Consider the following 13642-nt stretch of genomic DNA (forward strand, 5'->3'; position numbering starts at 1 on the left):
AAGCGAATCGGGCCTGTTTTCAAAGAAACAGGCCCGATTCGCTTTTTAGGCGTTTTTCGTTTTTTGACTGATTTCTAAAAATTGCCCCGCAACGTGAGCACCAGGTTTCTGCCCGGGGCACTTACCCCAGAGGCATACACGCGGTAGAAATGATCTAGAATGTTTTCCAAAGCCGCCTGGAACTGAAGCCGTGGGTGGAACTGGTAGGCCGTTCTCAGGTTCAACGTGTACCAGGCAGGTACGCCCTGCGGTGTGGCATACTGCAGGTTGTCCTCGCCCACAGGATTGTAGTCTTCCAGGCGCTTCCAACCGTTGTACTGCACGAAGAACTCAGACCGGAACTTAGGCAAGGTCAGAAACAAGCTCGTTTTCCCGAAAACAGGCGGAATATGGTCTAAGGGTGTCTCGTTAGGAGAAGATTGGATACGGCCCCGCGTGTAGGTGAGCGTGGAGGCCAACCGGAAAGCCTGCGTAATATCGGCGTTAAGGGAACCGGTGAAGCCGTAGACATACGCCTTATTCGCGTTCACGTTAGCCACAACCCGGCTCAACTGACCATTGTACTCAATCTCAGGTTGGCCCTGGAACAAGAAAGGCTGCGTAGTGATGGCATCGCGGTACCAAGTGTAGAAACCGGTTCCGTCTACCCGCACACTCCGGGCAATGGTTTTCCCGATGGACAGCTCGGCGTTGTACGTGTACTCAGGCTTCAAATTAGGGTTAGGCACCACCAATTGCCCAGCCACTGACTCAAACACCTTGGCCAGATCATCTACATTGGGTGCCCTAAAGCCAGAGGAAGCTACGGCCGCAAACCGCCACTCCTGCCCGGGCTGATATACCAACCCGAGGTTTCCGTTCACGGCCGTGTTTTTCTGGGTCACGTCATCAAACGGGAACGGGAAGAAAGTTTTGTCTCCGGAAAAATCAGCATTGAGTTTTACCCGGCTCACCCGTACGCCATTAGAAAGAATCCACTGCGGGCTAATTTCCCAGGTATGGGTGAAGTAAGCCGCGGCGGTACGCATGTCTGATCCGCCGCTAGGGTATCGGGTATCTAAAGGCGTTCGCTCCCCGGTGGCAAGGTTTGACCCATAAGCGCGAGAAGAAACCTCATTGTACGTTCCTTCTACCCCATAGCGGAGTTCATGCTCACCCAGCAAACGACTCACATCGGCGTTGAGGGTATAGACATCTACGTGCTCAAAGCGGTTCTGCAAAGGGCCACGGTTGAAACGGCGGTTGTGGCGGCTTTCCTCTACGCTCTGGTAAGCCGCCGTGATTCGGATGTTCTCCAGCCAACCCCGGCCCTTAGTGGCAAAGGTATAGGCAGCAAGCCAGCGTTCCTGCGGCCCGTAGTACCACTCGCCGTGGTTAAGACGGCCTTGGGCATCTACCTCGGTGAGGCGGTCATAGCGCGGAATGTCTGAGGAAGTGGAGAACTGCACGTTCAGCAGGTGCGAGGTGTTGGCCGAGGGCTGGAACAGCACCTTCTGCAGCACATCATACTGCTTGTAGCCCGAGAACTTCTGAACGTTGATATTGGCATTCGGCACCATTACATCTTCGCCGTTCACGCGCTGGGCATAGAAAGGCCGAAGCCCCCAATTACCGTAGAACGGATTACGCTTCTTGCCTTGGCGCAAGTCATCAAAATCTGAGTAGGTGAAGCTGGTGAAACTACCCCATTTTTGCCCGCCCACGGAGAAGTCCACGTGGCCGGTTTTCTCCTGATTGGCCGTGGCGTAGCGGGCGAAAGCGCCACCGGTGACACGGGTTCCGGCAGAGTCGGCTAACAGCGGGTTCTTGGTGTAGAAATGGACCACACCGCCCAAGGCATCGGAACCATACACCACTGAACCCGGACCGAACACCACTTCCACTTTCTCTAAAGAGGCGTTGTCTACGGTGATAACGTTCTGCAGGTGACCGCCGCGGTAAATGGCGTTGTTCAGCCGCACGCCGTCAATAACCATGAGCACCTTGTTGGCTTCAAAGCCGCGCAAGATAGGGCTTCCGCCGCCCGCCTGGCTTTTCTGCACCAATACCTGCCCGGTTTGCTGCAGCACATCGGCGGTGGTCTGGTTGCTCTGGAAAGCTAAGTCACGGGCTTTCAACACCTGAATCTGCTGCGGCACATCAGCACGCTTCTCCTCAAACTTACTGGCAGAGACTACGACTTCCTCCAGGGAGTAACTGCGCTCGGCGAGGAGCACCCGGTATTGCATGGTTCTCAGCTGACTTACGGCCAAGGTACGGGACTGGTAATCTGCCCGTTCAAACCTAAGGCTGTCGGTCTCCTGCAAACCGCGGGTGCTGAACCTTCCTTTGGCATCGGTGAGGAGTGCATTGCCGCCCAATGTGGGTACCACGCGTACGCCCACTAAAGGCTGAAGATTTGCCCGGTCCCGTACTGTGGCACTCTGCGCCCAAGTTGCCATAGGCACTACCATCAGCAGCAGAGATAGAAAAGGTTTCATAAAAGCTATATAAAAGGTAATGGGGATCGGGTTTAGAGCGCCAGCTCCATTTTTATATCGGCGCGCTTGTATTCTTTCAGCTCATCGGGTACTTCCACAAAGCCAAGCTTATGATACAGGTGCAGGGCTGTTTCCAGTTTGCGGTTAGAAAGCAGCATAAGCGTGGTAGCGCCCAGTTCACGGGCTTTCTGGATGGCTGCTTCGCCCAGACGCTTGCCTATCTTTAGTCCTTGCGCCTTGTCGGTCACGGCCATTTTGGCCAGTTCATAGGTTTGCTCATCCACCTTGATCAGGGCGCAGGTGCCTACTATCTCCCCGTTGTACTCGGCCATGAAGATGTGGCCACCCTTGGCAATGATGTAGCCGTCTGGGTCACCCAACGATTTGTGGTCCAACTCCTCCATCTCAAAATAACGCTCAATCCAAGCTTGGTTCAGCTCTCTGAATTTGGCGGCATGCATAGGAGTGTAGTCAAAAATAGAAACGGTTGCGGGGGTAGAAACGGTAGTCATATGGTTGAAAAGTACTGGTGGGCAAAGATAAAGAAACCCACCTCCCATTCTGAAGTGTTTTGCTATAAAACATAGTGAAACAGCACTTCTTAGTACCTAACCGGCTCGCAGATGTCTTCATCGCAAACCAACCGGCTTAGCACCGGGTCTGCCAACAGCTCCTGCAGGGTGTACATCTTACCATTCACTTCAAACCTATTGTAGAGCAGCCTAATGCCGTGACTGTAATCTGTGTACCAGGCCACATGCCCCAGGTACAAGGGCTGAATAGGCTTGCCATCTGGCCTGTGCCATCCGTAAATGGCGACCCGGTCTTTTTTCTCGTGCCGCGCCAACCGAGGGGTAAGCACCACATCTTTCTTATGACCCGCAATAAGCAGGCCTTTGCTTTTACCCTTCAGTTGCTTCTGGATAATCTGATTGTGCTCCAGGAAGGTGGTCACGCTGTCACGGTGCTGGGTAAGTGGGCGCGGTTCCAGTTTCACATCGGCGGCCGCATAGATGGCGTCTACTATTTTACGGGTAGGCAACGTACAGGTCCAAGCCTCTGCTACGGCCTGCGCCGTTTGGGGCTGCAACGGTATCCGCACAAAGTCCTTGTCACCGCCCACGGCCAGGTAGTCCAGCAACGGGTAGCAGAATCCCCTTAACGTATCTCCCTGGGGGCTTACCGTCATCAACGGGACGCGTTTGGTTTTCCGCAGGAAGTGTGGGCCGTTGGCTTCTTTCAAGAGTTGGTGCAGCAGGTAAGTTTCCCGTTCGGCCAGAGAAAGAGGCCTCAGGGCAGCTATGATTTCTGGCCCCGTGAGTTTGCCTTTTGAACCCGATGCAGTGGCTAAGGGTTGAGTAAGAGCCTGGTGAGGAGACTTTGGAGGAGGCACGCAGGCGTTGAGCCCTACAAACAGGAGCAAAAGCCCTTGCCCAAAGAGAATCTGTCTGCTTAGAAAACGAAGGAGAGAGCAGCCTCCGCTTATTGTAAACTGTTTCAAGAGTACTTTCTAAATTTATTTAAGAATTACCTTACAAGATATACTCCAAACCCCTAACTTAACCGCTTAAGGTTTGTCCATTGCATGAAAAATATACTACCTGTTTTATTTCTGGGCTTTCTGGCGGCTTGTTCCAGCAGTAAACCCGCTCCCGAGCCCGTGTCGGCGCAGGCCACGGTGGCTCCCTCGCCCTTTGCCCCGCACGTGGAAGCGGTACGGCAGCAGTTTGCCCCAGACAAACGCGTGGCTCTGTTTGATGTGAAAACTAACGGCACCGTGCTGACTGGCGAAACTAATATGCCCACGGCCAAGGCGGCTTTGCTGGAGCGCCTGCAAAAAGAAGGCATCTCTTTCCAGGACAGTATCCAGGTCCTGCCCCAGGCCGAGTTGAAAGAAAATACTTTTGCGGTGGTGACGCTTTCGGTTGCGAACCTACGGTCTGAGCCGAAACACCCGGCAGAGTTGGCCACGCAGGCCACCATGGGCACCCCTTTGCGCGTCTGGAAACACAAAGGCGGCTGGTATCTGGTGCAAACCCCAGACAAGTACCTGGCCTGGGTAGACGGCAGCGGTATCAAGCTCATGGACAACGCTGCGTTTACTACCTGGCAACAAGGTGAGAAACTGCTCTACACCAACCCTTACGGCTTTGCCTATGCCGCACCCAATACCCAAGGCGCTACCGTCTCTGATCTGGTGTACGGCGATGTGATGGTACTGAAAGGCCAGGGCAAAAGCTTCCATGAAGTATCGTTCCCCGATGGACGCACGGCGTTTGTTTCCTCTTCCGAAGTGCAGAAATACACTGATTGGGCCGCTACCCGCAAACCTACCGAGCAGAACCTGGTGGAAACCTCCAAGCGCCTGTTGGGCCTACCTTACCTATGGGGCGGTACCTCATTTAAAGGCGTAGACTGCAGCGGCTTCACCAAAACCGTGTATTTCATGAACGGCCTAGTTCTGCCCCGTGATGCCTCCCAGCAGGTGCACGTAGGCGAATTGATTGACACCAAAGACGGCTTCCAAAACATGCGCCCCGGCGATTTGCTTTTCTTCGGGTCACCGGCCAAAGATGGCAAACCAGAGCGCGTGGTGCACGTGGGCATGTGGATTGGCAACAACGAGTTTATCCACTCGGCGGGCCGCGTGCGCATCAACAGCATGGACCCTGCGGCTCCTAACCACGATGCTTCTGAACTGAAACGTTTCCTGCGCGCCAAACGCATTTCGCCGCAGGCATCGCTGATAGACCTGCGTACGGCAGCTCTGTTCCAGTAATCTCAGAAGCCAAACACATACAAAATCCCTGCTTTAAGGCAAGTTTCGTAGAAACAGCCTCAAAGCAGGGATTTCTCTTTATGGATCGTTCGCTTAGTACTTCTCGTGCACTTCGGTCATGATGCGCACCATCTCGTTGCGGATTTCGCTGGATGGCACCTTGAAGTTATTGTTCATAAAACTGAACAGCAGCAGTTTCCCGCTTTTGGTCATGATGTAACCGCTTTGATTGTGCACGTGCGCCAACGTCCCGGATTTTCCGAAGACAAACGGCGGCTCGGCTTTGTAGATCGCCCGGAAGGTGCCGGGTCTGCCGCCGGTGGCCATGAGCGGCAACAGGCGTTCAACTGGGCGTTCTTGCTGTAGTTTCTGCAAAAGGGCGATAATGCTGCGGGGTGTGAACAGGTTCATACTGGACAAACCAGAACCATCTACCCATACGGGCGCATCTGGCAGATCTGACAGGTAGTTCTTCACCGCGTACTGAATGCCCCGTTCCACCGACAAGGTATCAGACAAAGTGCCCGAGCAAAGGGCCATCAATTGCTCGGCAAACAGGTTGTCGCTCACTTGCAACATGCGCTTGTACACGGTATCAGACGGAAGGCCATAGAAGGTTTGGGCTCCCGTTGGCAAAGCTCGTTTTTTCAACAGCGTTACCTTCTTTTTGAGGGTATCAGCAAGTAGCCGCACGGCCATGTCTGGTGACGGGATAAACGGCACTTCCACGGAGAAATCGGCGGAGGCGTGTTTGGGGTAATACGTGAGGTCATTGGTGCGCCAGGCCCGCACGAAGGCATCCCCGTGGGTGTAGCGGGCGGTATCGGTTTTGATGGTGGGTTTGAAGATGGCCGGCGTGGTGGTGTAGCGCTTGGTGGGGCCTCCTTTGCGGGCGAACTTCACAATATTGCCGTGGATGGGGAATACGCTGCGTTCAGGCTGGTAGTAATAGTTATAGTCATCCCAACCCCAGTTGGTGGCAAAAGGTGTACTAGCGAAAGGGGCCTCCAGGTAGTACAACTTCTCTTTTCGGTTCTTCAGGAAGTCGTAGGCCACGGTGTTCTTCAGGTCCATGTGCGCGAAGGTAGGGTCGCCGGTGCCCCAGAAAATGAGCGAGTCGCCACGCACCACGTACTTGAGTGCCGGAATGGAGTCGCCCAGCATTTTAAGGCTGGCGTAGAACGTGAACAGCTTGGTGTTGGAGGCAGGTACGAAGTATTTATCAGAGTTGTGTTCTACCACCATTTTCCCCAAAGCAGGGTCATACAAAGCAAAACCCACAAACCGGTTCTTCCCTAACTCAGATTCCAGCACTTGCTGTCTGATGACCTCGGGGCCATACGGAGGCGGTGGCGGCGGCGTAGGTGTTGGTGTTGCGACAACCGGGGGTGCTTGCCTGGCAGTACTGCAGCCTAACAGAAAGAACAAGAAGAAGCACGAGAGGGTGAGCCAGCGAAAGCCGGGAAAGTGGATGTGCATAGCAGGTACTGGTTTAGAACCCTTAATTAGTGCAAGAATCTGGGATGGTCAAGAAATTGCTTAAAAATTTGATGTTTTACCTCTTCACTTGCGCCTCTCCTTATTGATTTTGGTTCACAAACCATCCCTAGCAAGGCAATAGTAAAACAAGAGGAAGCGCCTTCCGCAGTCATGAAACAAAGGGCAATGATGAGGGAAAGCTGAAGCTACCCGAGCAATCTCCACCCCCTAAAAGGACAGTAGCCCACCAACCATGTGCGCTTCCTAGCTCTTTCTGAAAAAACGGCTTGAAAAGACAGGAAACAGAAACAATCTAATTAATTTAACGCTTGCTTATTCCTGCCTATCCCTAACCTTGTTATCTATGTCTACCCGTACCCGCCGCGAGGTGCTGGCGTCTCTTTCTATGGCCGCCGCCTCGCTTCCCCTGCTAAGTTTTGTTTCAAGCTCCTTTCCTGAAAAAGCCCCCAAAACTCTAGTTCCGCCCCGTTTGAAGCCCGGCGACACGGTAGGCTTGATCTGTCCGGCGGGAGCGGCGTTCAGCCGGGAGGCGGTGCAGATCACCAAAGAATCTATGGAAGCGCTGGGCCTGAAGGTAAAACTGGGGAAGCACGTGTTTGACCGCTTCGGGTATTTGGCAGGCACCGACCAGGCGCGGGCCGAGGACGTGAACGCCATGTTCGCGGACAAAAGTGTGCAGGGAATCTTGGCCGTTCACGGGGGCTGGGGCTGCGCCCGATTACTGCCCCTGCTGGACTACAAAACCATCCAGAAGAACCCGAAACCGCTCATCGGTTACTCAGACATCACGGCCCTGCACTTGGCCATCAACGCCAAAACGGGCTTGGTGACATTCCATGGTCCGGTGGGCTCGGCTACCTGGAACAAGTTCTCCGTGGATTCTTTCCGTCAGGTGCTGTTTGATGGCAGTCCGGTGCTGTTTGAGAACCCCAAGGAACTGGGCGATAACCTCACCCTTACCAAAGACCGCATCACCACCATTACGCCCGGCACCGCCCGTGGCAAACTGGTAGGCGGAAACTTAACGGTGCTCACCGCCATCATCGGGTCTGAGTACCTGCCCAACTGGAAAGACGCTATTCTGTTTCTGGAAGACACCAACGAGGCCGTGTACCGGGTAGACCGCATGCTCACGCAACTGAAACTAGCCGGCGTCTTGGACCAGGTGAAAGGCGTGGTGTTTGGCAAGTGCTCAGACTGCGAACCGGGTAAAGGCGGCTATGGCTCGCTGACCCTGGAAGAGGTACTGGAACAGCACTTGCAACCGTTGAAAGTGCCGGTGTACTCGGGGGCCATGATCGGGCATATCACCCATAAATTCACTATTCCGGTGGGGGCCGAGGCCGAAATAGATGCCACAGCGGGAACTATCAGGTTATTACAGGGTGCGGTGGCTTAATTCTGAACTTTGCCGGGCTTTGGACCTGTTTTTGATATAATTGCCTTAATTTGCATCCTTTTCTTGCTACCTACATCTCTATATTTCTGTCTATTGCCTTGAAAAAACATCGTTTTCTTTCCCTCGCTATCATTTTCATCTTTTTGGTAGGCGCTATTTCCTTGCACGGGCAAACCGGTAAGCGTAAATCCTCCAAAGCTGCCATTAAAAAAACGGCTACTGCTACCAAGAAAGCAGCCGCCAAGAAACCAGTGGTTCCGGTATTCAACCCGAAGAACGACCCTCCGCATCTGGGTGCGAACCAGAAATGGGTAGACTCCGTGTTTAAGACCTTGACACCTGAGGAACGTATCGCGCAGCTGATCATGATTCCGGTGTACTCCAACAAGGACCAAGCGCACATTGACTCCATCAGCCGGTTGGTGACCAACTACAAGGTGGGCGGTTTAATCTTCTTTCAGGGCGGACCGGTGCGACAGGCGCACATGACCAACCGCTACCAGCGCGAGAGCAAGGTGCCTTTGATGATTTCCATTGACGGCGAGTGGGGCTTGGGCATGCGTCTGGACAGCACAGTGTCATTCCCGTACCAGATGAGTCTGGGCGGAATTGAAAACGAGAAACTGATCTATGACATGGGGGCTGAGATTGCCCGCCAATGCCGCCGGTTGGGCATTCACGTAAACTTCGCGCCGGTGGTAGACGTGAACAACAACGCCAACAACCCAGTGATCGGGTTCCGCTCGTTCGGTGAAGACAAACACAACGTGACCCGCAAATCCATGGCGTACATGAAGGGCATGCAGGACAACAAAGTAATGGCCAACGCCAAACACTTCCCGGGCCACGGTGATACCAACGTAGATTCACACTACGGTCTGCCAGTACTGCACTTCTCTAAACTGCGTCTGGACTCTACTGAACTGTATCCGTTCAGAGAGCTCATGAAAAATGGTTTGGGAAGTTTAATGGTGGCGCACATGAACATTCCGGTGCTGGATAACACCAAAGACGTAGCCTCTACCCTTTCCAAGAACATTGTAAGTGACTTGCTCAAAAAAGAGATGGGCTTCAAAGGCTTGGTTTTCACCGATGCCCTCAACATGCAAGGTGTGGCTAAGTTCTACCCTCCCGGAGTGGTGGACGTGAAAGCCCTTTTGGCAGGGAACGATGTGCTTTTAAACACCATGGACGTGAAAACCACCATTGAGGAGGTGAAGAAAGCCATTGCTAACAAAGAAATTACCCAGGCCGAGGTGGATGCCCGTTGTAAGAAAGTGCTGGCCGCTAAACAATGGGTGGGCCTAGACAACTGGCAGCCTATTGAAACCGAGAACCTGATTGCGGACCTGAACAACCCTACTGCCGACTTCATCAACCGTCAGTTAACGGAGGCCTCGCTCACGCTTTTACGCAACAAAGACAACGTTCTGCCTATTAAAACGCTGGACACGTTGAACATTGCTGCTTTGGCTTTGGGTACTAACACAGAGACTGAATTCCAGCGCAGCTTGGCCAAGTACGCGAAAGTGGACAACTTCTTCCTGTCGCCTACCAGCTCTATTGCTGATTTACAAGCGTTGAAAGACAAGCTGAAAAACTATAACACCATTTTAGTTGGCGTGCACAAGCTGCAATTGAAAGCCTCAGGCAACAATACCTTTGGAATTACCGCTGAGATGAACCTGTTTCTGAAGGACCTTATCCGTTCTAAGCAAACTATTGTGAGCGTTTTCGGGAACGTGTACAGCCTCAACCGTTTTGAAGACATTGAGAAAGCGCACGGCGTATTAGCCACCTATCAGGAAAACGCCTTAACCCAGGATGTAGCCGCTCAAATTATTTTCGGGGGTGTGGGTGCGAAAGGCAAACTGCCGGTGAACGTGTCAAACTACTTCCGGATGACCAATGGCCTGAAAACCGACGGCGGAGTACGATTGGCCTACACGCAACCAGAGGCTTTGGGCCTGAAATCACAAGACTTTGCCCAAATTGACACTTTGGTAAACCAAGCCATCCGGGCGAAAGCTACACCGGGCGCTCAAGTATTGGTCGCTAAAAACGGGAAAGTAATTTATGCCAAGTCGTTTGGGTATCATACCTATGAAAACCAGACGCCGGTGAAGAACACAGACTTGTACGACTTGGCTTCGGTAACCAAGATTACTACGGCGCTGGCCGCCTACATGAAACTGAACGGCGAAGGCAAGTTTGACGTGGACAAGACCCTAGGCGAGTACCTACCCCTGATGCAAAAGTCTAACAAGGAAAGCCTGAAATACCGCGACATTCTTACGCATCAGGCCCGCCTGAAATCCTGGATTCCGTTCTGGAAAGAGGAAGTGAAGAAAAATGGTGAGTTAAAGAGCAATGTCTTCAGCCCAGATTCTTCGGCCAAATTCCCGATTAGGGTAGCCAAGAACCTGTACATCCATAAAGACCACGCTGAGGAGATCTACGAGCAAATCAAAAAATCGCCGCTGAACGAGAAACCGGGGTACGTGTACTCAGATTTGTCTTTCATTCTGGCGCCGTTGGTAGTGAAAAATATCACCGGCGAAGACTTTGAAACCTACCTGAAGAAGAACATTTACGGACCGTTAGGCGCTCATACCCTTACGTTCAACCCGTACAAGCACTACCCGCTGTCACGCATTGTGCCTACCGAGGTAGATACCCTGTTCCGGAAACAACTGCTGCACGGCACGGTGCATGACGAAGGAGCCGCCATGCTGGGTGGCGTCAGCGGTCACGCGGGTCTGTTCGGAAACGCGAACGACTTAGCCAAGGTGATGCAGATGTACCTCAACGATGGTATCTACGCCGGCAAACGCTACATCGCCAACAAGACGGTGAGTACGTTCAGCAAATGCCAGTTCTGCCCAGACAACTACCGCGCCCTCGGCTTCGACCGCCCGTCCAAACCAGGTACCATGAACGGGAATGCGGCCCAGAGCGCCCCGGCAGAAAGTTTCGGCCATACCGGCTTCACGGGTATTTACAGCTGGGTAGACCCGGTGAACCAGATTGTCTACATCTTCATGTCTAACCGCGTGCACCCTACCCGTGAAAGCTCAGTGCTCAGCCAACTGAACACCCGCACCAAGGTGATGCAGGTAGTTTATGACGCCATGGCGAAAGCTAAGAACGGCACTTCAACTTCTAACGCTTCTACTACCGGACGATAAACGTCTATTTTGTAGAAAGTAAGGCAAAAACAAAAGGCCCGCACTGATATTTCAGAGCGGGCCTTTTGTTTTGAAGGAGGTTTGTAGGGGCAATCCCTTGTGGTTGCCCTTTTTATTTGCACCTGGGTTAGGGCAACCACAAGGGATTGCCCCTACCCAAAATTCTCAATTACTCAAGGTAACCTGAAAGTGCGGCGTGGCCGAGGTGATGGCGTCTCCTTCGCGCTGGTTGGTGCTGACCCATTTGCCCTGGTGGTAAATCCAGCCGTTGGGGCTGCGGTTGTCTGGGCCGTAACTCCGGATGCTGGGTTCATAGGAAACTCTGGCAGGCCCTTCTTTCGCACCGGTCTCGGGGTCTACCGCCTCGTAGCGGTTCTGTTTGATGATGAGCCATTCAAAGGCGATGTATAATCCCTTGGCGGGCATCTGCAGGTCATGCTGGCTTACATTCACGTTCACCGTCTTAATGCCTTTCTGAGCCACTCCTATCAGCGGGGCCGAAAGCAAGTCTTTTCCCGGTTCTCCGTTCTCTCCCACCTGCAGCAGATGTAACCGGAACGAAGCGTTTTTGATATTACTTAGCGTCACCAGCGAAATCTCGTCCAGAAATGGCGTAGCAGCATACCCAGGTTTGTACGGAATGTACTGCGCCACAATCCAGGGCGTGCCGTTGCTCCCGAAGGAATACTCCGTGTTCTCGTCTAGTTTATTGATGACGAATTTGTGGCGCTTGGTGCTCTTCTTCACCGTCACTGTGCCCAATGCCACCGCCGCGGGAACCAGCGCCACGTTAACGCTTCCTCCGGATATAGCTACTCTGGTCCGTTCATACCCCAAGCATGAAATTACCAGAGTCTTGCCCTGCAGGTTGGTCTGGCCCAGACGAAACTCGCCTTTCTCAGAGGAAGTGGTCCCTGAATTCTCGTCTTCCACCCAGATGTTGGCAAACGCCACCGGCTTGCCCGTGGCTTTGTCGGTGATGGTTCCTTTTACCTGACCAAGCCCTACGCCCACAGACGTAAGAAATACTAAAAGCAGGAGGATTGCTGATTTCATGCCGTATGGATAACCAGGAAAAGAAAATCTGTTTTCAGGCCGCTTTTACAAAGGCAGCCCGAAAACAGAAGAATTGAAGAGAGGAATCATTGTTGTCAACGTGCACTTCTGCCGCTTATTTGATGCGTTCCTAAATCTTATACACATCGGCTATCACCGTATTTTCTTCAGGTTTGCGGGCATCTGCGGGGCTATCAAACACCACCAGCAGGTGCTCGTCATCATAGATGGCCAAGCCTTCGGCTTTGTCCTGGCCCGAGGTGGGGCCGCTGCCGTGGGGCACGTCAAACAGGTGTTCCAGGTCTTTGCGGTGCACTACCTGTTCGCCCTCAAGCGAGCTGCTCATGGCATTGGGCCAGCGGTACACGGCAATGGTGCCGTCCAAATCCATGGAAGGGCCCGCTAGAATGTAGAGGTCATCGCCTTTGGCACGAAGTTCTCTAATACCCTGCCCAGCCAGGTGCAGGAAATGCTTTTTGTACAGGGTGCCGTCAGCATTGGTTTTCAGTTGCAGAAACCCTTCTACGTCGGCGTCTTCCAACTCCAGTTCCAGCACCATGGCCCAGCCTCTAAGTACCGGTCCCCGCAGCCCCACAAAGATGCGCCCATCATGGATGGACAAACCCTCAATATCGAATCCGTTGTCTTTTCCCGGAATCGGGAGGAAATCAGCTAGGTGCGGGTCTTTCTCGATGGCATCCATGAGCTGGTTCTTTTTACCCGAGCTCATCAGCTGGGCGGCCCGCAAGGTTTTGGACGGGTCTTCAGCATCTGTGCATTCTTTGCACAAGGTGTACTCGCCGGTGTTGGTGTCCTGCACCAAGGGGATGCGGGCCAGCACGTAGCGGTTAGGCTCTCCTTTCACCTTGGCCAAGCGCTCTATCTGCTTTTTCACCGAGTCTTCTTTGCGGGGCTTCTTGCGCTTAAGGCTGTGTGAGCCCACCAGCCACAGATAGCCCCCGCTCACCGCCAGCCCTTCAATGTCAATCTCGCACCTGTTGCTGTCGGGCAGGTCCAGGTATTGGGTGAGGTCAAAGTGCACGTGCTCGCCGTAGGTGTGTTCACCGGTTTTCTTCAGGCGTTCCAGGGTGGTTTGCTCGTCGCAGCTGAGCCAAAGGTAATCGCCGGTACGCAACACAGTGGAGAGGCCGTCGCGCACGTGCTTACCGGTGGCGGTCATGCAATGGGTGGGGTCAAAGTGGAGTTCAAGCGGAATGGCAGGGTTCTTCATAGTTATGGT

General features: G+C 53.3%; 9 protein-coding genes. 3 read left to right on the forward strand and 6 right to left on the reverse strand.

Annotation, left to right across the window (positions count from 1 at the left end; genetic code table 11):
- Positions 1-74: 74 nt before the first annotated feature.
- The 3 genes from ACW9SV_RS06130 to ACW9SV_RS06140 all read right to left on the reverse strand — a co-directional run bounded on the left by ACW9SV_RS06130 (position 75) and on the right by ACW9SV_RS06140 (position 3981).
- On the reverse strand, positions 75-2480 hold the full coding sequence (locus ACW9SV_RS06130; protein ID WP_479555857.1) for a TonB-dependent receptor: 2406 nt from the start codon (positions 2478-2480) through the stop codon (positions 75-77).
- A gap of 32 nt (positions 2481-2512) precedes the next feature.
- A complete protein-coding gene (locus ACW9SV_RS06135) occupies positions 2513-2992 on the reverse strand; it encodes a GNAT family N-acetyltransferase (protein ID WP_479555858.1) in 480 nt (159 codons plus the stop codon).
- Between the two features lie 89 nt (positions 2993-3081).
- On the reverse strand, positions 3082-3981 hold the full coding sequence (locus ACW9SV_RS06140) for a hypothetical protein (protein ID WP_479555859.1): 900 nt from the start codon (positions 3979-3981) through the stop codon (positions 3082-3084).
- A gap of 84 nt (positions 3982-4065) precedes the next feature.
- Between ACW9SV_RS06140 and ACW9SV_RS06145 the strand changes: the two genes are divergently transcribed.
- Complete coding sequence (locus tag ACW9SV_RS06145; RefSeq protein WP_479555860.1) at positions 4066-5259, forward strand: C40 family peptidase; 1194 nt, start codon at positions 4066-4068, stop codon at positions 5257-5259.
- A 93-nt stretch (positions 5260-5352) separates the two neighbouring features.
- Here ACW9SV_RS06145 and ACW9SV_RS06150 read toward each other — a convergent pair whose 3' ends face one another.
- A complete protein-coding gene (locus ACW9SV_RS06150) occupies positions 5353-6738 on the reverse strand; it encodes a D-alanyl-D-alanine carboxypeptidase (protein ID WP_479555861.1) in 1386 nt (461 codons plus the stop codon).
- Positions 6739-7102: 364 nt separating this feature from the next.
- On the opposite strand from ACW9SV_RS06150, the gene ACW9SV_RS06155 reads away from it, so the two are divergent.
- Positions 7103-8158 carry a S66 peptidase family protein gene (locus ACW9SV_RS06155; RefSeq protein ID WP_479555862.1) on the forward strand — a complete coding sequence of 352 codons (1056 nt, stop codon included), beginning with the start codon at positions 7103-7105 and terminating at the stop codon, positions 8156-8158.
- 98 nt (positions 8159-8256) lie between these two features.
- Complete coding sequence (locus ACW9SV_RS06160) at positions 8257-11346, forward strand: glycoside hydrolase family 3 N-terminal domain-containing protein (RefSeq protein ID WP_479555863.1); 3090 nt, start codon at positions 8257-8259, stop codon at positions 11344-11346.
- A 165-nt stretch (positions 11347-11511) separates the two neighbouring features.
- Here ACW9SV_RS06160 and ACW9SV_RS06165 read toward each other — a convergent pair whose 3' ends face one another.
- Both ACW9SV_RS06165 and ACW9SV_RS06170 read right to left on the reverse strand, forming a co-directional pair.
- Positions 11512-12402: a carboxypeptidase-like regulatory domain-containing protein gene (locus ACW9SV_RS06165; RefSeq protein WP_479555864.1), complete on the reverse strand. Its 891-nt coding sequence runs from the start codon at positions 12400-12402 to the stop codon at positions 11512-11514.
- 130 nt (positions 12403-12532) lie between these two features.
- Positions 12533-13633, reverse strand: a complete 1101-nt coding sequence (locus ACW9SV_RS06170) for a DUF3616 domain-containing protein (protein WP_479555865.1) — start codon at positions 13631-13633, stop codon at positions 12533-12535.
- Positions 13634-13642: the final 9 nt, after the last annotated feature.

The organism is Rufibacter sp. JT20002 (assembly GCF_056491185.1).

What these genes read in the sequence shown, in the direction of transcription:
- ACW9SV_RS06150 (WP_479555861.1), bottom strand. Translation starts at nt 6,738, where the DNA reads ATGCACATCCACTTTCCCGGCTTTCGCTGGCTCACCCTCTCGTGCTTC.
- ACW9SV_RS06145 (WP_479555860.1), top strand. Translation starts at nt 4,066, where the DNA reads ATGAAAAATATACTACCTGTTTTATTTCTGGGCTTTCTGGCGGCTTGT.
- ACW9SV_RS06170 (WP_479555865.1), bottom strand. Translation starts at nt 13,633, where the DNA reads ATGAAGAACCCTGCCATTCCGCTTGAACTCCACTTTGACCCCACCCAT.
- ACW9SV_RS06165 (WP_479555864.1), bottom strand. Translation starts at nt 12,402, where the DNA reads ATGAAATCAGCAATCCTCCTGCTTTTAGTATTTCTTACGTCTGTGGGC.
- ACW9SV_RS06135 (WP_479555858.1), bottom strand. Translation starts at nt 2,992, where the DNA reads ATGACTACCGTTTCTACCCCCGCAACCGTTTCTATTTTTGACTACACT.
- ACW9SV_RS06130 (WP_479555857.1), bottom strand. Translation starts at nt 2,480, where the DNA reads ATGAAACCTTTTCTATCTCTGCTGCTGATGGTAGTGCCTATGGCAACT.
- ACW9SV_RS06155 (WP_479555862.1), top strand. Translation starts at nt 7,103, where the DNA reads ATGTCTACCCGTACCCGCCGCGAGGTGCTGGCGTCTCTTTCTATGGCC.